26 protein-coding genes are annotated in these 23,178 nt (G+C 39.4%); 10 read left to right on the top strand and 16 right to left on the bottom strand.

Features of this window, described 5'->3' with window-relative positions:
- Window positions 1-269 precede the first annotated feature (269 nt).
- The 6 genes from ABTV71_RS00130 to ABTV71_RS00105 form a co-directional block, all read right to left on the bottom strand.
- Window positions 270-1,139, bottom strand: a complete 870-nt coding sequence (locus ABTV71_RS00130; RefSeq protein WP_121125380.1) for a menaquinone biosynthesis family protein — start codon at window positions 1,137-1,139, stop codon at window positions 270-272.
- An 81-nt stretch (window positions 1,140-1,220) separates the two neighbouring features.
- Entirely contained in the window at window positions 1,221-1,481 is a 261-nt protein-coding gene (locus ABTV71_RS00125) for a hypothetical protein (protein WP_147430455.1), read from the bottom strand.
- A complete protein-coding gene (surE, locus tag ABTV71_RS00120; RefSeq protein ID WP_121125382.1) occupies window positions 1,471-2,280 on the bottom strand; it encodes a 5'/3'-nucleotidase SurE in 810 nt (269 codons plus the stop codon). The genes ABTV71_RS00125 and surE overlap by 11 nt, the downstream gene beginning before the upstream one ends.
- Window positions 2,281-2,386: 106 nt before the next feature.
- Complete coding sequence (locus tag ABTV71_RS00115) at window positions 2,387-3,094, bottom strand: hypothetical protein (protein WP_121125383.1); 708 nt, start codon at window positions 3,092-3,094, stop codon at window positions 2,387-2,389.
- A 101-nt stretch (window positions 3,095-3,195) separates the two neighbouring features.
- A complete protein-coding gene (locus ABTV71_RS00110) occupies window positions 3,196-3,816 on the bottom strand; it encodes a hypothetical protein (protein ID WP_121125384.1) in 621 nt (206 codons plus the stop codon).
- Window positions 3,817-4,533: 717 nt separating this feature from the next.
- The gene (locus ABTV71_RS00105; protein ID WP_433901841.1) at window positions 4,534-5,526 is read right to left on the bottom strand and encodes a helix-turn-helix domain-containing protein; all 993 of its coding nucleotides are present in this window, start codon (window positions 5,524-5,526) and stop codon (window positions 4,534-4,536) included.
- A gap of 250 nt (window positions 5,527-5,776) precedes the next feature.
- Between ABTV71_RS00105 and kduI the strand changes: the two genes are divergently transcribed.
- Genes kduI through ABTV71_RS00090 form a run of 3 tightly spaced genes read left to right on the top strand, consistent with a single transcriptional unit; the run spans window position 5,777 to window position 8,558 of the window.
- Window positions 5,777-6,622 (top strand): 5-dehydro-4-deoxy-D-glucuronate isomerase, encoded by an 846-nt coding sequence (kduI, locus tag ABTV71_RS00100; RefSeq protein ID WP_121125387.1) that lies wholly within the window; start codon window positions 5,777-5,779, stop codon window positions 6,620-6,622.
- Window positions 6,623-6,663: 41 nt separating this feature from the next.
- On the top strand, window positions 6,664-7,788 hold the full coding sequence (locus tag ABTV71_RS00095; protein WP_433901840.1) for a DUF4861 family protein: 1,125 nt from the start codon (window positions 6,664-6,666) through the stop codon (window positions 7,786-7,788).
- 5 nt (window positions 7,789-7,793) lie between these two features.
- A complete protein-coding gene (locus ABTV71_RS00090; RefSeq protein WP_433903731.1) occupies window positions 7,794-8,558 on the top strand; it encodes an SDR family NAD(P)-dependent oxidoreductase in 765 nt (254 codons plus the stop codon).
- A gap of 27 nt (window positions 8,559-8,585) precedes the next feature.
- Here the strand turns inward: ABTV71_RS00090 and ABTV71_RS00085 are convergent, their stop codons facing one another.
- The 9 genes from ABTV71_RS00085 to dnaN form a co-directional block, all read right to left on the bottom strand.
- Window positions 8,586-9,428 carry a formylglycine-generating enzyme family protein gene (locus ABTV71_RS00085; protein WP_220700096.1) on the bottom strand — a complete coding sequence of 281 codons (843 nt, stop codon included), beginning with the start codon at window positions 9,426-9,428 and terminating at the stop codon, window positions 8,586-8,588.
- A 33-nt stretch (window positions 9,429-9,461) separates the two neighbouring features.
- Window positions 9,462-10,217: a hypothetical protein gene (locus ABTV71_RS00080; RefSeq protein WP_433901839.1), complete on the bottom strand. Its 756-nt coding sequence runs from the start codon at window positions 10,215-10,217 to the stop codon at window positions 9,462-9,464.
- A gap of 236 nt (window positions 10,218-10,453) precedes the next feature.
- Window positions 10,454-11,029 carry a nicotinate (nicotinamide) nucleotide adenylyltransferase gene (gene nadD / locus ABTV71_RS00075; RefSeq protein WP_433901838.1) on the bottom strand — a complete coding sequence of 192 codons (576 nt, stop codon included), beginning with the start codon at window positions 11,027-11,029 and terminating at the stop codon, window positions 10,454-10,456.
- 8 nt (window positions 11,030-11,037) lie between these two features.
- Window positions 11,038-11,607, bottom strand: a complete 570-nt coding sequence (gene gmk / locus ABTV71_RS00070) for a guanylate kinase (RefSeq protein WP_108635404.1) — start codon at window positions 11,605-11,607, stop codon at window positions 11,038-11,040.
- A 2-nt stretch (window positions 11,608-11,609) separates the two neighbouring features.
- Entirely contained in the window at window positions 11,610-12,485 is an 876-nt protein-coding gene (locus tag ABTV71_RS00065) for a YicC/YloC family endoribonuclease (RefSeq protein WP_121125392.1), read from the bottom strand.
- Between the two features lie 27 nt (window positions 12,486-12,512).
- On the bottom strand, window positions 12,513-13,085 hold the full coding sequence (locus ABTV71_RS00060; protein WP_121125393.1) for a CAP domain-containing protein: 573 nt from the start codon (window positions 13,083-13,085) through the stop codon (window positions 12,513-12,515).
- Between the two features lie 43 nt (window positions 13,086-13,128).
- A complete protein-coding gene (locus tag ABTV71_RS00055) occupies window positions 13,129-13,776 on the bottom strand; it encodes a DedA family protein (RefSeq protein WP_433901837.1) in 648 nt (215 codons plus the stop codon).
- 24 nt (window positions 13,777-13,800) lie between these two features.
- Window positions 13,801-14,463 carry a DedA family protein gene (locus tag ABTV71_RS00050; RefSeq protein ID WP_433901836.1) on the bottom strand — a complete coding sequence of 221 codons (663 nt, stop codon included), beginning with the start codon at window positions 14,461-14,463 and terminating at the stop codon, window positions 13,801-13,803.
- A gap of 14 nt (window positions 14,464-14,477) precedes the next feature.
- Entirely contained in the window at window positions 14,478-15,599 is a 1,122-nt protein-coding gene (gene dnaN / locus ABTV71_RS00045; RefSeq protein ID WP_108635409.1) for a DNA polymerase III subunit beta, read from the bottom strand.
- Window positions 15,600-15,808: 209 nt separating this feature from the next.
- On the opposite strand from dnaN, the gene ABTV71_RS00040 reads away from it, so the two are divergent.
- The 7 genes from ABTV71_RS00040 to ABTV71_RS00010 all read left to right on the top strand — a co-directional run bounded on the left by ABTV71_RS00040 (window position 15,809) and on the right by ABTV71_RS00010 (window position 21,606).
- Window positions 15,809-16,951 carry an ATP-binding protein gene (locus ABTV71_RS00040; RefSeq protein WP_121125396.1) on the top strand — a complete coding sequence of 381 codons (1,143 nt, stop codon included), beginning with the start codon at window positions 15,809-15,811 and terminating at the stop codon, window positions 16,949-16,951.
- Between the two features lie 10 nt (window positions 16,952-16,961).
- Window positions 16,962-18,344 carry a PSP1 domain-containing protein gene (locus ABTV71_RS00035; protein ID WP_183078731.1) on the top strand — a complete coding sequence of 461 codons (1,383 nt, stop codon included), beginning with the start codon at window positions 16,962-16,964 and terminating at the stop codon, window positions 18,342-18,344.
- A 55-nt stretch (window positions 18,345-18,399) separates the two neighbouring features.
- Window positions 18,400-18,864, top strand: coding sequence for a gliding motility lipoprotein GldH (locus ABTV71_RS00030; RefSeq protein ID WP_183078732.1), 465 nt, complete (start codon window positions 18,400-18,402; stop codon window positions 18,862-18,864).
- The gene (gene lpxK, locus ABTV71_RS00025; RefSeq protein ID WP_433901835.1) at window positions 18,864-19,913 is read left to right on the top strand and encodes a tetraacyldisaccharide 4'-kinase; all 1,050 of its coding nucleotides are present in this window, start codon (window positions 18,864-18,866) and stop codon (window positions 19,911-19,913) included. The genes ABTV71_RS00030 and lpxK overlap by 1 nt, the downstream gene beginning before the upstream one ends.
- A gap of 81 nt (window positions 19,914-19,994) precedes the next feature.
- Window positions 19,995-20,363, top strand: coding sequence for a hypothetical protein (locus ABTV71_RS00020; RefSeq protein ID WP_433901834.1), 369 nt, complete (start codon window positions 19,995-19,997; stop codon window positions 20,361-20,363).
- 386 nt (window positions 20,364-20,749) lie between these two features.
- Entirely contained in the window at window positions 20,750-21,136 is a 387-nt protein-coding gene (locus ABTV71_RS00015) for a hypothetical protein (RefSeq protein WP_433901833.1), read from the top strand.
- 59 nt (window positions 21,137-21,195) lie between these two features.
- On the top strand, window positions 21,196-21,606 hold the full coding sequence (locus ABTV71_RS00010) for a hypothetical protein (RefSeq protein WP_433901832.1): 411 nt from the start codon (window positions 21,196-21,198) through the stop codon (window positions 21,604-21,606).
- 147 nt (window positions 21,607-21,753) lie between these two features.
- On the opposite strand, the gene dnaA is transcribed toward ABTV71_RS00010, so the two are convergent.
- Complete coding sequence (gene dnaA / locus ABTV71_RS00005) at window positions 21,754-23,178, bottom strand: chromosomal replication initiator protein DnaA (protein WP_104384755.1); 1,425 nt, start codon at window positions 23,176-23,178, stop codon at window positions 21,754-21,756.

Below are 23,178 nucleotides of genomic sequence, written 5' to 3'. Positions count from 1 at the left end.
GTAAAATTGCAGACAATTTGACACTAATCGGGCAAATTTAGTTATTAGATATGATATCTAACAGCTTACCACTATTTTTTTTGCGTTATTTTTTTCAATTGGATACACATCTTATTTACTTGTCTCAATTTATCCCATTACCGAGACCGTCCTGCTTCCCTATCCCGGTTATTCGCTCTTCACGCCCAAAATAGTCGTACTTGAAACCAAACAGGTAGCGCTGCTGCACAAGCCTACTGCTATTGTGGCTACCAAATATTAAGAAGGTCTTATGAAAGAAACAATTTTTTATCCGAATGCGGGATAAAGCCCATCTCCTGCGCCTTTTCAAACATTTTAGTAATTGCATTACGTCCTTCGGTGCCTAGTTCAATGGAGTACTTATTGACATAAAGTTCAATATGCTTATACATCACCTCCTCACTCATCTCCTGCGCATGGCTACGGATAAATTCCAACCCGGACTTTGGATTTGCAAAAGCAAACTCGACGCTCTCCTTTAAAATTGCATTAAGCGTGTCTTTCACATCCTTGGGCAACGAACGTTTTACGACAATACCACCCAGTGGAATCGGAAATTTTGTCGTACTTTCCCAATATTCTCCCAAATCGACGACTTTATACAGTCCTTTTTCTGCATAGGTAAACCGGTTTTCATGAATAATAAGCCCCAAATCAATGGAACCATCCAAAAGCGCGCCTTCTATATCAGAAAAAACCAGTTCTATTTTATTGGTTAATTCCGGGAATGCCAAGCCCAACAGAAAATTTGCAGTTGTAAACTTCCCCGGATATCCCACCTTTAACTTATCAAATTCGCCCAGACCGTCAGCATTTTTTAGCTTTTCCCGGAGCACTTCTGCCAAAGCAGCATCTTTTGTGATTAGCATCGGCCCTACGCCAAAGCCCAAGGCGCTTCCCGCATCTAACAGTTCGTAATCTTCAACGGCATAAGCAAAAGCATGATAGCTCAATTTGGTGATATCCAGTTCACCATGAAAAGCCCTTAAATTCAATGTCTCAACGTCTTGATAAGCTACGTCAAAATCCAATCCTTTCGTATCTATTTTATGATGGATCAAGGCATCAAAAATAAATGTATCGTTCGGACAGGGAGAAAACCCCAATGTTAATTTCATTTTATTCTTTTTTAAAAAATAGACAGATAAAACATTTTAAACAATCGCTGTGGTATAGCCACTGTGATTGACAGCTCTGTTTTATACAGTCACTTTATGTGTCAGTAAATATAATATCATGGCCAAAAATGTCATGATGATAATTCCTTTCCCTACATGATCATTTCCTGAGCGGTATGCAAACCTTAAAAAAATCAAATTGATCAATATGGCAATGGTATATGTTGCCATTGGCTTCTCAGGCAGAAAATGAAGTTCAAGATCGGTGAAACGCACCAGCAAAAATGCCAGTGAGGGAAATATAAGGCCTATGCCCAAGCCTATCCAAAGATTATTTTTCACGCTTACTGTATTTGTCCATACCATCCAAATGATCAAAACTCCATGAATTCAGTTCCGGAATAGCATGATGTGCAGTCATGTCAAATTGTGTAGGAACAACGGATACATAGCCATTTGCTAATGCAAAACTATCCGTATCTTCTCCCCGGTCTTGCAAGACAAATTTTCCTGTGGTCCAATAATAGTCACGGTTATGCGGATCAATACGTTCATCAAATTCCTCTACCCAGTGTCCTCCAGCCTGTCTGCAAATTTTAATACCTTTAAATCCTTGTGTTTGCGGAAAATTGACATTGAGCAATGTATTTTTGGGCAGACCGTTGGCCAAAACTTGTTCCGTTATGGAAATCACATAAGGTCTACAGTAACTAAAGTCCGCATCATGGGAAAAATTGTCCAGCGAAAAACCAACAGAAGGAATTCCTTCGATAGCCCCTTCGACCGCAGCAGACATTGTTCCAGAATATAAAACATTAATCGAATTATTGAGCCCGTGATTAATACCAGACACACAGATATCCGGTTTTTGCCCTTTGAAGACTTTATTAACGGCAAGCTTGACACAATCTACCGGTGTTCCCGAACATTGATACATTTCAACCCCTTCATAGAGATTGATCTTATCTAATCGCAGCGGCCTACCAAGCGTGATCGCATGTCCCATCCCCGATTGAGCGGAGTCCGGTGCCACGACAACGACATTTCCTATTTTTTGCATTTCCTCCAACAGCACCTTAATTCCCGGAGCTGTAATACCATCGTCATTAACAACTAAAATATTCGGTTTTTTCTTTACCATATACGAAGTTAATAAATCTAAAACCGAGAAGTAAAAAATATGATAATTACTACGGCCCCAACTCGCTTGTCTGAGCAGCAGTGTCCGGGTCTCAGGAGCGAAAGAATCAACTATGAGCTTCCCAGAATGGCCGAAGCACTTGGGCCGCCTTGGTAAGTTCAGCCATATTATGCACTGTTTTACCATAAGCTGCATGCAGATCGTGATAGGCCACAAAGTACTTTTCCAGCAGATCATATAGCTGTGTCAATACGGATAAAAAATCTTCAAGGTCAGTGCCCAACGAAGCTACATCGGCATCCATGTCGTCTGCAAACTCAAATATATCATCCAGTACATCAAATTTTAAAGGATCAAGCGGTTTGTCGAATCTATAGTACTTATCTACTATATCATTGTATTCCTGTTCGCGCAGCGCGATACGATCATAGAATTTTATAGTATTGCGGTGTGCCGCCTCAATCTTGAGGTAATAGTCACGCAGTTCGATCTGCAATTTGATATCCACCTCGGCCAAAGGCAATTCCTTGCTCAAAGCACCTGTACCGCTGTACCAATCTAACATAGCTACTAATTCGGCAATCTCGGCATCTAGATCTGACAGCGCAATAGACTCCAGCAGGGCATTTCCCCGCTCCTGTTCAAAGCGGATTTTCATGAACCAAGCTTGGTCATGTGCTTTCCGGTAATTCAATAAAGCCTGTTCTTCCAGATTACTTGGAAAACCGATATCTTTTGTCAGGTAATTTATACTCCGTAATGGATGATTGATTGTGATGCTCTTAAAATCCATGGTTACGCTTAAATTGGTCATTGTTTTTTAAAGCTAATAAAGAAAAAAATATTTTCCGTAAAAAAGAGCGGTAATTTTCCGTGCCTTTGATCTTAGCTATGGAAAATCACCGCTCTTATACGTTACACGATATAACAGCGGACAACGTCACTGTAGACCGGTGTCGGATCAGGCCCCAGATAGGTTACACGAAACTCGTACTCTTTGAGGTGCTCCAAGTCCTTAATCGTTATCTTTGATTTTGGACTAATGACCGTGGTCCAAGGAACCGTACCGACCGCGCGGTATTCAAATTGATAGAATCGAGCCCCTTTCCACGATTTGACCGCCATTTCGGCGATCAGCAATCCTTGCACAGCCAGCTGTACAACCAGTCCGTTTGGCTTCGGAGAAAGTCCATAGTAGCTACCGCTTACCTTGGCCTTCGATGGGATGAATCCCGCTGCCAAAATCAGATTGGCATCTCCATTTGCGACAAGTTCCACGTGCAGGGAAAGATGGTATAAGGCCTGTTTTAGCCGGGATCCATATTGATTTTTGATCACGACCTGACGTTTGTCACGATAATTCGCTTCGGTAATACCGTCCCGAAAAAGCTCGAGTACAACACCGAGTTCTGCCAAAAGTGCTGTGGCTTCTGGAAATAGACTTGCGTTTTCAGTAGATTTTTTGAAAACATTTTCAGCATACTTAAGCAATGTTGCTTCTGTCTTGATTTGGTTTGATAATGTTGGCTTTGCCATAATTGAAATAATTAAAAATGTAATTAATTTTGTTAATGGCTCAAATCTACGACAGAAGGCTGACGAACTAGGGGGCAAAATCGGCCAACTTTCCGGCAGGACAGGACTTTTTGTTGCCGATTTTGACACCTAGCACCTAAAATCAGACAGAAATCAAGGTCTATATCCCTTTAAACACAGATTTTAGTGGTAAGCAAACACTTACCGTTGCTAAGGAGAGATGAACAAAACGTCCTTGGCATTTTATCAAACGTCCTTAGCATTTTACCAAATGTCCTTAGCATTTTACCAAACGTCCTTAGCATTTTACTAAACGTCCTTAGCATTTTACCAAATGTCCTCAGCATTTTACTAAACGTCCTCAGCATTTTACCAAATGTCCTTAGCGTTTTACTAAACGTCCTTAACATTTTACCAAATATCCTTAGCATTTTACTAAACGTCCTTAGCGTTTTATTAAACGTCCTTAGCATTTTACCAAATGTCCTTAGTATTTTACCAAATGTCCTTAGCAATACGCCGCCGCTGATCTCATTTATACAAATGATTGGCGTATTACAGTTGGTGCTGATCTTCCAAAACCCGAATTTTTGGAGCAATACAGGAGAACAGCGCTACTTGTCCCAATAAGTTGACAGCAGAGCGACGAACTGAACATCGTTTACATGAACATGGATTAAAAGCTATCGGCCAGGTAATGAAAAATGTGATAACGTGTTAAGCCTGGGGGTATGATCGCTTAACAAAGGATTCCTTTTTACGACGTTGCGCTCTAAACTCATTGGGACCTATTCCGAACCGTTTCTTAAACGCCCGGGCAAAATGTTTGGGACAAGCAAAATTCAATGCGAAAGCTATCCCTGCCAGCGAATCATCTGAATGAATTAGGCTTTCCCTCGCATCCATCAATCGGTATTCGAGTATCATACCCACAACTGTGAACGACTTTCCCTGAAAACTACGGGACAACTTACGGGGGCTGACATTCATTGCTTCCGCAATTTTTGCGACAGACATATCTTCGTCGTCATAATGCCGACGGATATACATGACAGCTTTCTGATAGAGCAACGTATCACTGTGATCTCTGGCAGGCTGATTAGGCTTTAGGTCCTGAAATAGCTGCTGGAATAAGCGCAAGTTCCAATTTGCGAGTTGAAAGGCTGTTCCAAAAGAATGAAATTCATAGCGTCGCAGCGATGCCAAAACATTATAGAGCTTACTCTGAATCGGTGTGTATCCAAGATAAGATTCCGGACGCTGGTTGCCGTCGGGCATCAACTCCTTCAATCTCGGATAGTCAGTCATTAAACTGTCCAGATGTTTTCCCGAAACCCCAAGGATCAGAAACCATGATTTTCCTTCATCAAGGAACAATTCTGGCTCTCTTTCATTTAAATAATAGCAATGGGCCTGCCCCGAAGACATCATCAATGATTCGGTCAGCTTCAGTTTTCCCTGTCCAATGAAATGGAGATGAAGCCAAAGCGAATAATCTCCTACCTTAATAGTCGTGAAACCTGGTGTATCGATACCGTTTTCCTTGCATTCGATCCATACGAAGTCACTTGTCTGGAATATGCGCTGACTTGCAAGTGCTACGGGAAACAACTGTCGTTCGCCTTCGGGCAAAAATGCCAGATAGCCGTCGTATTGCCTATGGGTATTTGATCGTGTATATAGCGATTGAACAAAATTGGTTTTGAGCATGCTAATAATTGGTGTATTGTTTTAAAGTTAATAACTTTATTGCTAATAACAAAGCATGGACGCTCCTATTACGTCGCAACAATTCCCATTCTATTGGAAAGGAAAATTGCCCAACCTGAACTTTTTGCTGCTAAGGTATAACGGTGATCCTACCGAAATTCAATTACGACATCGATTGCGTAAGATTATCTCGTTATTGACAAATATTAGCCCTAAATTTAACATTCAAACAAAGAAAATAATATCAGTTATGAGCATCAATTTTGAATCCCGCTATGCTATCGGGCCTAAAGAATACAAAACCTTAGATACACAAGGGCTAAGAGATAATTTTCTCATTGAAAAAGTTTTTGAAACCGACAAAATCAACTTTGTCTACACGCACTATGACCGTTATATGGCCGGTGGTGCAATGCCAGTAAATACAAAAATCAAACTAGATACCATTCCGGAACTACTAAAAGAACCTTATTTCCTTTCGAGAAGAGAGTTGGGTATCATCAATGTCGGCGGCAATGGTCAGGTCGAAGTGGATGGTGTTACTTATGATCTAAATACCAAAGAAGCACTTTATATCGGACAGGGGGCTCAAGAAGTTTATTTTGAAAGCAAAGACGCCGCTAATCCGGCAAAATTTTATTTAAACTCAACCCCCGCTCACCATAGTTATCCGACTAAAAAGGTGACCAAGGAAGATGCCAATAAAATAGAATTAGGATCACTGGAAACAGCCAACCACCGTACCATCAACCAAATGCTGCTGAATAAAGTTGTACAAACCTGTCAATTACAAATGGGAATGACAGAACTAAAGCCAGGATCGGTATGGAACACCATGCCTTCGCATACACATGATCGTCGTATGGAGGTTTATTTTTACTTTGAATTGCCGGAAGGCCAGGCGGTATCTCATTTTATGGGACCAATAGATGAAACACGTCATCTCTGGATGCATAATGATCAAGCGGTCATTTCTCCGCCCTGGTCAATTCACTCGGGGGCAGGAACGTCCAACTATACATTTATCTGGGGTATGGCTGGTGAAAACTTGGACTACGATGACATGGATAAATGTGCTATCACTGAGCTTAAGTAGTATTTTGGAGATATGAGATTGGACTTTAACAAAAATACCAAATGAAAAAAACATTCATATTAAGTTTGACGCTCGGGCTTTCAAGTATCGCCTTTGCCCAAAACAATAAGACGATCACAATAAATAATCCCTCAGCGGTAACTAGAACAGAGCTAATCAGTATTCCTTATACAACGTTCGAAAAACATTTCGAACTGAAGAAAAATGTCTTTACGATTGTCAGTAGCAAGGATAAGGCTGAACTGGCTTACCAATTGGAGAAATTGGGACAGCCGACACCGCAAAATGTACTGATACAGGTATCGATTGCCCCTAAAAGCTCGCTAACTTTTGGCATAACCGGAAATACCCCACAAGCCGTTGCTCCAAAGGCTTATGCACGTTATGTCCCCGAACGTAAGGATGACTTTGCCTGGGAAAATGACATTGCCGCATTCAGAGCTTATGGAAAAGCTTTGGAAGGTAGCTCCGAGGACGCCCAGGGATTTGATTTTTGGGCTAAACGTAGTAACGACCTTGTTATTGACGAATGGTATAAAACAGGAGATTACCACGCCGATCACGGTAAAGGTTTAGATTATTATTCTGTAGGGCAGACCCTAGGAGTGGGCGATGCAACTCCATTTATTGACCAGCAAGTAGTCTATCATAAACATTATCGTCAATATGAAGTATTGGACAATGGGCCTTTACGCACTACATTTAAACTTACTTATGAACCGGAAAATGTAAAAGGACAACAGTTACAAGTCGAAAAAACAATTTCTCTGGATGCTGGAAGTCAGCTCAACAAAATAAGTTATGCAGTCAAAAATACAAGTTCAAGCAGTACCCCAATAGTCGTTGGTCTTGCCAAACGAAAAGAGGATCAACCACAATTCTTAAACGATCCCAAAAATGGTATTTTGGCATATTGGGAGCCTGCTGAAGGAGATAAAATCACCGGAACAGCCCTGATCTTACCGAAAGTAAACTATGTATTTAAAGATAGTCCAAAACAGTTTTTATTGGCGACTACGGTAAAAAACAACCAACCTTTGGTCTATTTTGCCGGAGCAGCATTTAATAAGGCGGGTAAAATAACCAGTTTTGATCAATGGCAATCCTACATCAAAGAATTCAGAAATAATTTAAATCAACCATTAACGATAAAATACGCAAAATAATGTCTATACTGCAATCTTTTGATCTGACCGGAAAGGTCGCTTTGGTAACCGGCTGTAAAAGGGGAATAGGTAAGGCTATAGCGGAAGCATTAGCGGAAGCCGGAGCGGACATCATCGGTGTGTCGGCATCGTTGGAGGCCACGGGCTCCGCAGTGGAAAGATCTATCCGGGCATCGGGCCGCAACTTTTATGCGTATCAATGTGATTTTTCAAAAAGAACAGAATTATATAAGTTTATTGAAAAAGTAAAATCGGAGCATCCAACAATAGACATCCTATTCAACAATGCCGGGAATATCCTTCGTAAACAGGCCGCGGAACACCCTGACGAATATTGGGACGAAATCATCGAAATCAATCAGAATGCACAATTCATTCTGACAAGGGAAATTGGAAAAGATATGATTTCACGTGGAACTGGCAAAATCGTATTCACGGCATCCCTATTGACTTTTCAAGGCGGTATCAATGTTCCGGGATATGCTGCATCCAAAGGTGCAATAGGGTCGTTGGTCAAGGCTTTTGCCAACGAATGGGCCTCCAAAGGAGTCAATGTAAATGGTTTTGCGCCAGGTTATATCGCAACGGATAATACGGAAGCACTGAGAGATGATCCCGAACGCTCGAAATCCATCTTGGACCGTATCCCCGCAGGACGCTGGGGTACTCCGGAAGACTTTAAAGGACCGGCAGTGTTCCTTGCCTCAAAAGCGGCAGATTATGTACACGGTACCATTCTTACTGTCGACGGTGGATGGATGGGAAGATAAAAAATCAACCTTTTTGGATTTTTTGTTTTAAAAGTCTTTATCCTGAGTGGTAAAGGCTTTTTTTACGACCCTAAACCCAAGATTGCTGAATGAGGCGTTCGGACTAACAGAGCCAATATAAACCGTGTTGAAGGCCGAACAGCTCCTTTTGCTGCACCACCATGAGCCACCTCTAGCATGAGCCACATCGCGCTCCCCATCCCTATTTAGCTTGCCCGAACAGAATTCAAATACATTACCAAATACATCGTAAAGCCCCCATGGATTCGGTTTAAAAGTCCCTACAGGAGAAGTATACATATAGCCATCCGAGTAGTCTGCTTTAAGATGATCGCTACCATGCCATATATTCGCATATTGCCCAATATTTTCTTTATTCACCCCTTCAAAATAACGACCGTCGTTTCCGGCTCGCGCAGCGACTTCCCACTCCTCAAAAGTAGGTAATCTGCAATCAGCCCAAGCACAATAAGCCAATACATCTTTAAAAGATATGCAGGTAACGGGATGATCCATTTTGTCCTGTATACCGCCACGGCTTATTCCATTTGGAAAACGCCAATAAGCGGTGCTGTCCTGCAGCCACCTGAACTCCGCAAGACCGGGCTCAAATACCATGGCATTATGATAGCGTTCGGCCAAAGTCCGGTAGTTCGTCGCCAGGACAAATTTTTCAAATTCAGCATTCGTCAGTTCATAGGAAGCAATCCAAAACGACGTTATATGTACCGTTCTTCTCGGGTTATCCAGACTCATCGTGTCACCCAATTGATAGTCTCCCCCCGGAATTAAAATATATCCCTTATCCTGCCCCGCTAACGTTAAACAGTTTAATAAAAAAATAAGCAGTATGTATAACGCTTTTCTCACTGACTTGACGTTTTCTATAGCAAGCTCCAAATTTTATTTACCTTTTTTCTCATTGTAGTATCCCATTGCTCTACGATATATTAAAGTTTCATTCTCCTTATTATAGTCTAAATAGGAGTAGTAATTACTCGTCTCTCCATATAGCTTTTTGAAAGATGTGGACTTCATAAATTCACTATACTCGCCACGTTTCATGAGTAACAGCAATAAAGTCAATGCATCCTTATCTTTCGGGGTTTTCTTTGCATATTCAACGATAAATGGAATCATTTGCCAGCCATTGATCTGTTCGATCGCCTCCTTATAATTCACCCCCATTCGTTTGCTTCTCAAAACAGATTCCTGGATCAGTTTCATAACCGAATCTCTGTTTTCCTGCAAAAAATCAGTCTGCCTTTCCGACCACCAAGCTTCATTAAAACCACCGAGCAACTTACCAAATATTTTCTTGTCGATAGCTTTCTGGTTTTCTGGTATATCGCAATTCTGGGCGTACACCTCCGCATGAATCATGGTATACGTAAATTTTTCACGTAGACTTAAATTCTTAAAATCCGTTGCAGAAAGGGCAAGCACGCCAGTATCTGTCCCATCGTTATCCGCTACAGGAGATAATTTAGCAATCAAAGCTTTCACCTTTGCCAAACCATATGGAGGTATTGTCATCTTAGTCCTGAATTCAATGGCGGCAGGATCCATAATATAATCACTTTCTGTCTCATTTTCTGTCTGTGCAAAGCCATGAGTCCAGCTAATTAAGCAAATAAATAATAAAATTAAACTTCTCATAAAGTATACATAATGCTATTTAAAAGTAAGGAAATTATTCCTACCAAAAACAATTCCATTTGTTAAATCTAATACCATAAATTTTATTTCCTTCTGCGCTATAAGTGTATCACTTTTGATATATCTACATTTTCCAACGCTATATGCTACACAATTAGCTTTCTTACGACATAGAAAACAAAAATCCCCAGACTTCCTAAGAGATCCGGGGATTCGCTTTGTATATTTTGCAGTCCTTATGAATAAAGGCCCTTTTTGTCTATAAAATCAATAACTTTTTGCGGTGTAAAAAACTGAATATTCTTATTTTCTTTGATTGCCTTTCGTAAAAACGTTGAAGAAAGCTCCATTAATGGCGTATCAGTCATGGTTATAGCCGGATGATCCCTTAGTTTTCCTCCATCGTAGCCCGGCCGGGGATACACATAAATGTGATAGTCACGCAAAATAATATCGGCATTCTTCCATTTTTCCAATGATTCCAAGATATCCTCCCCCATCAGAAGCACAAATTCTCGCGTTGGATATTTTTCCTTCAGATGCGTTAAGGTATCTATGGTATAGGATGGTACGGGCAAATGGAATTCAATATCGCTCACGCGCAAATGTTCGCAATCCTCCACTGCTAGATTGAGCATTTCCAAACGATCATAAGGATCCGCTAAAGTTGACTTTTTCTTAAATGGATTTTGTGGAGATACCACAAACCAGACTTCATCCAGCCCGGTAAAATTGGCCATGTAATTTGCTATAATCAAATGCCCGACATGCACCGGATTAAAAGAACCAAAAAACAAACCAATCTTTTTCATTTAGCGTTTTATTTATTGATAAAACCCATTACAATTTCTTCTGCCTCAGCACAAGCTGTCGCTAGATCAAAATTATTCAAGATCACATCAAACTTATTCGCATAGGTTAGCTCCAGTTCCGCTTTGGCAAATCTTTCCTGCAACTTTTCTTCCGAATCTGTGCCACGTCCGGTTAAACGTTCTTTCAGCACTTCTAATGAAGGTGGCTGTACAAATATAGAGATGGCCTGATCCGGAAATTTAGATTTCAGGCGTAATCCTCCGACGACATCAATATCGAAAATAACATTTTTACCCTCTTTCCAGATACGTTCGATTTCGGAACGTAACGTACCATAAAATGTACCCGAATAGACCTCTTCAAATTCGATAAACTCCTGTTTGGCAACTTTATGCAAAAATTCTTCTTTGGACATAAAGTAGTAGTCTTTTCCATCGACCTCCTGCCCCCTTGGATCGCGGGTACTCGCAGAAATAGAAAATTCTATTTTATCCCCATGTTTACTTAAAAGGTCTCTTACTATAGTTGTTTTTCCCGCTCCTGATGGTGCCGAGAAAATAATTAATTTACCGCTCATCCTTATAATACGTTGAGCAACTGCTCTTTTATTTTTTCTAATTCTTCTTTCATTCTAACCACGATCTGTTGTATACCAGCATGATTAGCTTTGGATCCCAAGGTATTGATTTCACGGCCCATCTCTTGAGAGATAAACCCTAATTTCTTACCATTGGAATCGGCAGAATCAAAGGCTTTCAGGAAATAGTTGCAGTGGGAACGTAACCTAACTTTCTCTTCAGTGACATCTAATTTGTCTATATAGTAAACGAGCTCCTGTTCAAAACGATTCTGATCCACGTTCTCTTTACCCACACTATCATTGAGAAATTGCTCTATACGCTGTCTGATCAATGGGATACGCTCAACTTCCAGCCCTTCGACCTCACTCAAATAAGTCAAGATCAGCTCAGCTCGCTTTTTTAGATCTTGAGCCAATACATTTCCTTCATCCTCACGGAATATATTGAAATGTTGGACCGCATCATAAAAAGCATCCATCAATACGCTGGCTTCTTCATCATCAACGGTATCATCGTTGTTGGTGACAACTTCAGGCATATTTAACGCCAATTCAAATAGATTGACATGCGTATCATTTAGCTCATTTGCGATCTGCTGCAATTGACCGTAGTATTTTTTAAGTAAATCAGCGTTGATAGATGAAGCCTTGGCCGTTTGATCAGTATATTCTACAGTTACGTTCAGATTAACTTTGCCGCGTTCAAGCAGCTTACTGCACTCTGTACGTAGGGTCAGTTCTTTGTCCGAAACGACTTTGGGCAGACGAAGATTTAATTCAAGAAATTTTGAATTTAAGGACTTTATTTCGACACTATACTTGACTTTACCGTTTTCTTTGGAAGCCGTGCCATATCCTGTCATGGATTTTATCATATGCAAAGGTATGATTTTTCATTTTCTTTACCAATCATGCTTTGCAATAATAACAACGAGATAGCTTTCATAAGGTTTGGCCCCCTTACACTTTACATAACCGATTCCGATATCATACAGCGATGCGTTCCATTTATCCATCCCGAGCAGATGCGTACGATGATGATAACCGGGGGCTTCCTTTCCAATGATTAACGCTTTTATCGCATCAGTCGCACTGGCGCGATTAGCAGCAATGGATTCAAAGTTATTGGCATTCCTTTTTTTTACCCAAGACTGATTTAAATGATATCCCGCTTCTTCAATAAAATAATTGGGTCCATAGCCCTCAGGAGAAACATGATCAAAATAAGACCGTTTAGCCATATCCTTAGCTCGGTATTCTGCTACCTCGGCAAGCTGTTTATTCCAATTAAGCTTCGTTCGGGTAATCTTATGTAAATTAAAAAGTTTCAGTTCCTTTTTATATCTCTCTGGATTTGTTCGAATTTTATTCAGCAGATCAAAGGCTTCTTTTGCTTGATGACGATCGACTTTGACACGTTGTGCCAATGCAAGCTGTGCGACAAATAAGGTAAACGCTAAAATGAAATATTTCATACCAATCCTTTAACCTTAAAAGACTGATTTTAGTATTTAACGTTTAATCTTTTTTTGACCTTTTAACAGCTAAAAACTGTATCAGCATGGGTATTAGACTGATAAATATGACCGCTAATACAACCCAGGAAAAGTTATGCCTGAAAAAAGGAATCTGTCCAAAAAAGTAACCCGCTAGAATCAATAAGGATACCCACAATATGCCTCCTATTATATTATATTTACCGAAAATGCTGTATGGCATCTTGCCAATACCCGCTACAAAGGGGGCAAAGGTCCGGACAATGGGGACAAAACGCGCATAAACAATGGTCTTAGTGCCATATTTAGCATAGAAATCCTGCGTTTTTCGAAGATAAGATGGTTTAAAAATTTTTGAGTCAGGTTTAAAAACTCGAATTCCAAAATATTTGCCGATCTCATAATTAACAAAATCGCCAGAAATCGCTGCACATATAAGAATAAATAAGAAAAGGGACAGTGAAAGATTGCTTTCTGGTCGCGCAATAATGGCACCTAAAGCGAATAAAACCGAATCTCCCGGAAGGAACGGTGTAACAACAAATCCTGTTTCAGCAAAGATAATCAGGAATAGAATGAAATAAGTCCATCCTGCATAGGTATTGACAATCTGCAACAAGTGTTGATCAATATGCAGGATAAAATCGACCAGTTCAGAAACGACTTCCATAGGCAATAAATTAAAAAGGGAATCCTATTGGACCCCCTTTTTAGTTTTTATTTTCTCTCTTATCAACTCAAATATAATAGGTAATACTGATAGGAAAATGATCAGCAGTACCACCTTAGAAAAGTTATCTCTAATAATTGGGATATTGCCCAAAAAATAGCCCGCTAATGTAATACCTCCTACCCATAATATTGCCCCAACGACATTGTAAGTAATGAAAGTACCATAATTCATTTTTCCGATACCACCCACAAATGGTGCTAACGTGCGTACAATAGGTACAAAACGAGCAATTACAATTGTTTTACTGCCATACTTTTCATAAAAAGCGTGTGTTTTGGCAATCTGCTCATCTTTGACAACCTGTTTGCCAAAAAGCTTGAATTTGGTCAATCGCATTCCAAAATGCTTTCCGATGGAGTAATTGAGTGAATCACCAGTTACCGCAGCAATCAATAAAATCAATATCATTAACCAGACATTCAATTCATTTGGCTGTGCAGCAAGCATTCCCGCAGCAAACAATAAGGAGTCTCCGGGTAAGAAGGGCATGACAACCACTCCCGTTTCAACAAAAATGATCAGAAACAGAATAAGGTATGTCCATAGCTGATAGTCATTGACAATCTCAACCAAATGTTTATCAATATGGAGAATAAAGTCAAGAAGATGTGTAATTAGTTCCAAAGCTGATCAGAAGATTAAGCGTTATTCAACATTACAGGCATAACCAGCATCAAAATATCTTCATGATCCTCAGAAGTAGCAGGAATCAACAAGCCTGCACGATTAGGCGTACTCATTTCAATAACGACCTCTTCACTTTCAAGGTTGTTTAACATCTCAACCAAAAACTTGGCATTAAAACCTATTTCCATATCATCCCCTTCGAACTGACAGGACAAACGCTCATGTGCTTCGTTGGAGAAATCCAGATCCTCAGCCGAGATATTCAATTCACTACCTGATATCTTCAACCGTACCTGGTGTGTCGTTTTATTGGCGAAAATAACAACCCTTCTTAATGTATTTAAGAAAAGCAATCTATCAACCGTCAGTTTGTTGGGATTGAGCTGGGGAATCACCGCTGCATAATCAGGATAACGCTCATCGATCAAACGACAGATCAGATTGATATTGCCAAAGCTAAAAAATGCATTGGTCTGATTATACTCAATAGATACCTTTGTATCATCCGAAGGCAATGACGATTTTAGTAAAGAAAGTGCCTTCTTAGGTAAAATAAGTGAAGCCGGTTTTTCAGCACTGATATCCGATCTGGTGTAACGTACCAATTTATGTGCATCTGTAGAGACAAAAGTCACATTTTTCTCAGCCAATTGGACCAAAACCCCAGACATCGCCGGCCTTAATTCATCATTACTTACCGCAAAGATGGTCTTGCTGATCGCTTCGGAAAGTACTGGAGCTGGCATCTGGATAATTGATCCATTATCAATCGAAGGTATTTTAGGAAAATCATCTGCATTTTCTCCGCTCAATTTATATTTACCGTCACCTGCACTGATTTCAATAGCCAATGTATTCATGTCTACCGAAAAAGCAACGGGCTGATCGGGAAGAGTTTTTAACGTTTCTATCAAGATCTTTGAAGGCATAGCTACTCTTCCTTCTTCTTTCGCCTCAATCGGTAAAGAAGTAACCATACTTGTCTGTAGATCCGTAGCAGAAATAGTCAAGTTATTGTCTTTTATTTCAAAAAGAAAGTTTTCCAGAATTGGTAAAACAGTACTTGTACTAGATGCTCCATTGATAGCTTGTAACTGCTTTAATAAAATTGATGTTGATACAATGAATCTCATTTCCTAATTACTAATTATTATGTGCAATAATACACAAATTAATCAATATTTTTCCCTTTTGTAAACGCCTTTCTTTCCACAAACAAAGATTTAGAGCACTTAATTAAGCAATTGTATTTCAATTAATAAGCACGCTTTCAAAAGTATAGAAAACAAATACGCCCTGATAAATCACAATATTTATTACATTTGTATAATAGCAATAGTGTATGCAGTTTAAAGATATCATTGGGCATAAAGACATCAAAGAACATCTTGTTCATACGGTTCATGAAAACCGCGTGAGCCATGCGCAATTATTTTTAGGCCCAGAGGGTTCAGGAAGCCTTGCACTGGCCTATGCCTATGCTCAATTTTTAAACTGTGAAAATAAACACGCTACGGATAGTTGTGGAGAATGTCCATCTTGTCGAAAATATAGCAAGCTGATTCATCCGGATTTGCATATGTCTTATCCGTTTATTGCCAAACACAAAGAAGATACAGCAGCTGATTACGCTGAAAACTGGCGAAAGTCTTTTTTGACCAACCCTTATATGGGATTGGAATACTGGCGCAATCAGCTGGATGCAGACAATAAGCAGGTCAATATCAATATTGCCGAAGCACATGGTATCATCAAAAAACTGAGCCTTAAAGCATTTGAGGCTGAATATAAAGTTTTGATCATGTGGTTGCCCGAATACTTGGATACCCAAGGCAATGCCTTATTGAAATTGATTGAAGAACCGCCCGAAAAAACGTTGTTCATTCTGGTGGCTGAAAACCAGGATAAAATATTAAACACCATTATCTCACGGACACAACTGGTCAAAATAAAAAAACTGGACCATACCGAAGTCGCACAATATTTGAAAACAACGCATCACCTGTCCGATCAGGAGGCCTCCGAAATAGCTTTTATAGCAGATGGCAACTTGCAGGAAGCGCTTAACCAGTTGAATACACAAACCAATAATCATTTTGGTATTTTGGTAAACTGGCTGCGATTTATCGTCTCGGATGCTGGCACAAATATGATCTCTTTAGTGGAAGAGGATTTATCCAAAATGGGCCGTGAAAATCAGAAAAGCTTTCTTTTTTACGCAATCAACATGATGCGACAGATTATTCTGATTAAGGAAGGCCTCTCCAGTCTTGTATTTTTACCCGCAAAAGAATTGGATTTTGTCCAAAAATTTGCAGTACATTACACAGTCGAACAAATTGAAGCAACAATAAATCTATTTGAGGAAACGCACTATTTTGTAGAAAGAAATGCAAATCCCAAAATATTATTTTTAGATTTATCTTTGCAGTTAACATTAATATACAAATACAAAACGTTTCCGAAAGGAACTCAATATATATAAATAGAAAACTATGGGATGTGGCAGTTGCTCATCCGGCGGAGGTTGCGGTACTACCACGGCAAGTGGGACACCGGCAGGATGCCAAAATAATGGCTCTTGCATGACCAGCGGATGTAATAAATTAGATGTATATGACTGGCTTTCCGATATGGATATGCCATCAAACTATAAACCATTCAATATCGTAGAAATACGGTTTAAGGGATCTCGAAAAGATTTCTTTATTAATGTAGACAACTTATACCTCGAAATGGGAGAAATGGTCGTTGTAGAACCCTCAACGGGAGGATATGACGTTGGCCACGTTTCTTTGACGGGTGAATTAGTCCGGCTGCAATTGAAAAAGAACAATGTTACCGCAGAATCGGTTACAAAAAAAATCTATCGGAAGCCAAATGAAGTGGATGTAGAAAAGTATAATGCAGCAAAAGATCTTGAATGGGAAACCATGCATAAGGCACGTAAACTTGCTTTGGATCTGGGTTTATCCATGAAAATTTCTGATGTAGACTATCAGGGCGATAAAACAAAAGCGACGTTTTATTATACCGCCGAAGGCCGTGTAGATTTTCGTGAATTGATCAAAAAGATGGCCGAAGCATTCCGTATACGGATAGAAATGCGCCAGATCGGTATGCGCCAGGAGGCAAGCCGTCTCGGCGGTATCGGATCCTGTGGCCGTGAACTTTGCTGCTCTACCTGGCTGACGGATTTTAAAACCGTATCCACTTCAGCAGCGCGCTATCAGAATCTATCGTTGAATACGTTAAAGCTAGCCGGACAATGTGGTAAATTGAAATGCTGCCTCAATTATGAATTGGATAGCTACATGGATGCGCTGAAAGACATTCCTAACAATATTGATCGTATTGAAACACTAAAAGGTGTGGCTTATCTACAGAAAACCGATATCTTCAAAAAAATGATGTGGTTTTCTTTCCCCGGAGCAGAAAACTGGATTGCGATGCCAGTTCAACAGGTCAAAGAACTTGTCGAAATGAATAAGCAGGGTATTAAACCAGAGGCCATATCAAGTGCAATAGAGACTGAAGATATCCGGGAAGAAAAGATTGTCAATTACGATTATGAAAATGTCGTCGGCCAGGATAGCTTAACACGGCTGGATGACCGAAACAAAAGAAAGAAAAAGCGGAAAACTAAAAGCAATAATAACGCTAAACCGGAAAATAAGAATGGCCAAAAAAGCGATAAAGCTGAACAAAATCCACCAAAACAGGCAGTAGCTAAACAGCAGAACAATCCAGATAGTGCTGTTACGGCAACAGCTGGCAAAGAAAATAAAGAAGCGCAAAATAATAGGCCTAAAAAACGCTTTAATCGGCATAGAAATAAAAACAGAGGAAACAACAACACTTCCTCAAAAACAGAATAAAACAAATATGCCTAATGTTAAAATGTTAGGCATATTCTATTTTTATAGATTTAAAATGAAACTAAAGGCTTTTCTTTTTGGAATTTTAAGTATTGGTTTATGGGCATCTTGTGACCAAACTGCCATTATAAATGAAAATAAACCCATTGAAAATAAAACGTGGCTGTATACTTCACATCCTAGTTTTCAATTCCATATTAGTGACAATACGAAGAAATACGATGTATATATGAATGTACGCCATACACCAGAATATGCTTTCTCCAATCTCTTTGTTTTAATCTATCAACAGCATCCCAATAAAAAAACATATACCTTCCGTAAGGAAGTTAAATTGGCAAAATCCGATGGAAAGTGGACCGGAAAATCATCGGGTAGTCTTTACAATCAGCAGGCTATTCTCCATAAAGATTATATATTTCCGGACACCGGATTATATACGATATCCATTGAACAGAATATGCGAGACAATCCTTTAAAAGAAATTACAGATATTGGATTGACAGTAATACCAAAATAATGTGGCTTTTTCTACGATATCTTCTTCTTCCTTTTTCGCTGATCTATGGATTAGTCGTATGGTTACGAAATCGGCTCTATGATTTTCAGTTGCTACCGGCTCGATCTTTCCAAATTCCTACCATCGTAATCGGTAATTTAGCTGTTGGCGGTACCGGTAAAAGTCCCATGACCGAATTTGTTGTCTCCTATCTTAGCAAGCAGTACACTATAGCTATCCTCAGCAGAGGTTACGGTCGAAAGACAAAAGGATTCCGGACCGTACAAATAGATTCTTTGGCGACAGATGTAGGCGATGAACCTTTACAATTCAAAAACAAGCTTCCAAATGTCACTGTAGCAGTATGCGAAGACCGTTGTACGGGCATAGAAAAACTTCAGGGGGATCATCAGCTGATTATCTTGGATGATGCTTATCAACATCGAAAATTATCACCTTTATTTAATATACTCTTATTCGATTTCCGGTCCTTTTCGCAACCGATGTTTGTATTTCCCGCCGGAAATTTCAGAGACTTATTGATGGAATCTAAACGGGCGCAGATTATAGTCATTACTAAATGTCCCGCCAATATTTCTAGTGAAGACAAAATACGTATAGAAAAAAAACTGCGCCGTTATAATAGAGAAGCTCCGATCACATTTAGCCATATTACCTATTTTGAACCAGTGAATACCAATGGAAAACAGATTGATATCCAAAATAAAGATATTGTCTTGGTGACAGGTATTGCTAAAACACAACCCTTGATAGACCATATTACCCAAAAAGCGAAATCAGTCACTCATATTTCTTTTGGGGATCACCATACATTTGACGAGGCAGACATTGACCGCATCATAAAAACATTCCACTCCCTAAATAGCGACAATAAAATAGTATTGACCACGGAGAAGGATTATCAAAGGCTAAAACCATATAAAGCGCTATTTGATACGGTAGAACTCGTTTATCTGCCGATAGGGATTAAATTTAATGACTCCCGACAAAGCACCCATTTTTGTCATATTTTAAGTGATACAGTCGCCTCAAGTGTTAATCAACCTTAAATTTTGTTAAGGGCTAATATTTTAGTAAACTTTTTCGTCAAATTTATATTCAAAATAGAAGTAGACTTAAAATATAAAGCGATGAAAAAGAAAACTTTAATGGCAATAAGCGGCCTGCTTTTGGCGACAACAGTCGCTTTTGCGCAGCAACGCCAACAACGGAGCCCAGAAGAACTGGCGAAGATGCGTGTAGAACATCTAGACAAACTACTTACACTTAATCAAGTGCAAAAAGATTCCATCTATAATCTTACATTAGCCAATGCCCAACAGCGCGCAGCGAAAAAAAATGATGGAGGAGACCGCAAAGCCAATATGGAAAAATTTAAACAGCTCCAAGAAGCTCAGGCGACCAAAATAAAGTCTTGGCTTACTCCTGATCAAATCAAATTATTTGATGAGCAGCAAGAAAAAATGAAAGATAGGATGTCTAAACGTTCTTCAAACTAATTAGCATCGAAAGGTCGGTTATTTATAATCGACCTTTTTTATAGTGCGATTATATTACATAAACATAACTATTGTTTTCTATTACTAAATTACCCCCAATATTTAGCCATAAATACCATTATAAAGCCTTCCAGCATTATTTATCTATCCAAGCAAGCATTTCCCCGAGTTTACACTGATCGTCATTCTCAGCCCTTTATTCAAACAAAACAATAACAGGTCTATATTACACAACGTGAAAAACATTTATCAAGCTGATAATAGAAACATATATCCAAATCTAGCGTTAAAAATTTGTTAAAGTAACATACTTGATACAATATAAATTGACTTTGATAGTTTTTATAGCAAGACATCATAGTTGTAACTTTTTAAATACAATAGATATGAAAAAGCTAATTTTAACAGGTATGGGGCTGTGTCTGGCACTGAGCCTAACATTTGCCCAACAGGTCACACCGGAGGAAACTGTGGCAAAAGCCACTACCGAACTGGTACAAAAGCTGAATCTGAACGATGAGCAGAAGACTGCCATATCCTCCATTCTATTGGATCAAGCAAAAGCAGAAGAAACAATTTTAAAAGACAGTACTTCTACTACGGCTGCGAAAGTTGAAATCCTCAATAAACTTCAAACGGAAGTAGACGGCAAAGTGAGTCAATTACTGACGGAAGATCAAAAAACCATCTATCAGAAGGTAATTGCCGAACGCCCGGCAAAAGCTGTCCCTACACGTACTGAAGCTTCTAAAACAGAACCCGGTACTAATTAAACAACCAAAAAACAGACGTTAATAAATTCATTGAATAATTTCATTTAAAATTAAACATCATGAAAAAGTTATTTTTAACCGGTCTAGGATTTTTCCTGGCGATGAGTCTAACCTTCGCACAGCAAGCGACTCCAGAAGAAAATGCAACCAAAATTGTGACCGAATTAGTCACAAAGCTTACGCTGAATGACGAACAAAAAACAGCCGTATCAACAATTGTGTTAGATCAGGAGAAGGCGGTAGCGGCGCTTATACAGGATTCTACCACCACTGCCGAGGTTAAAAAAGAGCGCATTACAAAACTCCAAGGTGAATCAGATAGCAAGATTGCGCTATTATTGACTGATGAGCAAAAAGCAGCCTTTCAAAAATATATTGAAGAGCGGCCAGCAGTAGACATTCCCGCAAGCCCAACACCACCAACAGAACAAAAGGAAAATAATAACGAAAACAGCAATCAACAACAATAATCATTCTACTCAATTAATAGGAATGTATTAAACCTCTGGATACGTTTAGGCGTATTCAGAGGTTTTTTATTATATCGTCCTCCCTGGTTACAAAAAAAGGCTGTCTATCTGGACAGCCTTTTTACTTTAACTCGATATCAAGCTACATTAAGATTTCAATTTCTTCATAATGTCGCTGACATAAGTTTTAAATTTCTTGTCAGTTTCAATTAAATCCTCAACGGTTTGACAGGCATAGATGACTGTTGAATGATCTCTTCCTCCGAAGAATGCACCGATCGATTTAAGTGAAGATTTTGTGTGGGCTTTTGCTAAATACATCGAAATTTGCCTGGCCTGCACGATTTCACGCTTCCTGACCTTTGACTTTACCATATCCACAGGAACTTCAAAGTATTCACAAACTAATTTCTGAATAAAATCCATTGAAATTTCCTTATGTGTATTTTTCACAAAATTCTTCAACATCGATTTTGCCAGTCCCAAATCAATTTCCTTTTTGTTCAATGTTGACTGAGCCAATAGAGACACCATTGCCCCTTCCAATTCACGAACACTGTTATCGATCTGTGTGGCTACATACTCCACGACATTTTCAGGTAACTCAATGCCGTCAGAATACATTTTTTTCTTCAAAATCGCCATTCTTGTTTCAAGATCCGGAATTTGAATATCTGCAGATAATCCCCATTTAAAACGACTGAGCAAACGTTCCTCTAAACCAGCTAAATCTTTAGGTGCCTTATCGGAAGTTAAAATGATTTGCTTTCCAGATTGATGCAAATGATTGAATATATGGAAGAAGATATCCTGCGTTTTCTCTTTACCGGCAAAATTGTGTACATCATCCATAATGATAACATCCATTGCCTGATAAAAATTTACGAAATCATTGATGGTGTTATTTTTCAATGAATCCACAAACTGCTGACAGAATTTCTCACAGGACACATAAATGACCAACTTATCGGGAAGATTTCTTTTGATTTCATTACCGATAGCCTGGGCAAGGTGTGTCTTTCCCAAACCTACATCACCATAGATCATTAAAGGGTTGAATGAAGTACCTCCCGGTTTGTTTGCGACGGCATAACCTGCAGAACGAGCAAGACGGTTACATTCACCTTCAATAAAATTCTCAAATGTGTAGTTTTGATTCAATTGCGGGTCAACCTGCAATTTCTTTAATCCAGGAATAACAAATGGATTTTTGATATCTCTATTCAAAGATACCGGCACAGGAATAGATTGTCTCTTACCCTCTGCTCCATTGCCATTCGATGGAAGATTAGTCGTATAGGGATGAGAAGCCGATGACTTCTCCACTACAATATTGTATTCCAATCTACCTTGCTCTCCCAGAAACTTCTTTACGGTCTTGCGAAGAATACCTACATAGTGCTCTTCCAGCCACTCGTAAAAAAATAAGCTAGGAACTTGAATAGTCAAAACGTCACCCTCCAAACGGACTGCTTTCACAGGTTCAAACCAGGTCTTGAAACTTTGCGCCGGTATATTATCTTTGATAATCGAAAGACAATTATTCCAGACACTTGAATACGTTTTTTCCAT

Source organism: Sphingobacterium puteale (assembly GCF_050986225.1).
Taxonomy (GTDB): Bacteria; Bacteroidota; Bacteroidia; order Sphingobacteriales; family Sphingobacteriaceae; genus Sphingobacterium; species Sphingobacterium puteale.
The sequence above is the reverse complement of the archived record's forward strand: the minus strand, read 5'-3'. Positions and strand labels throughout refer to the sequence as shown.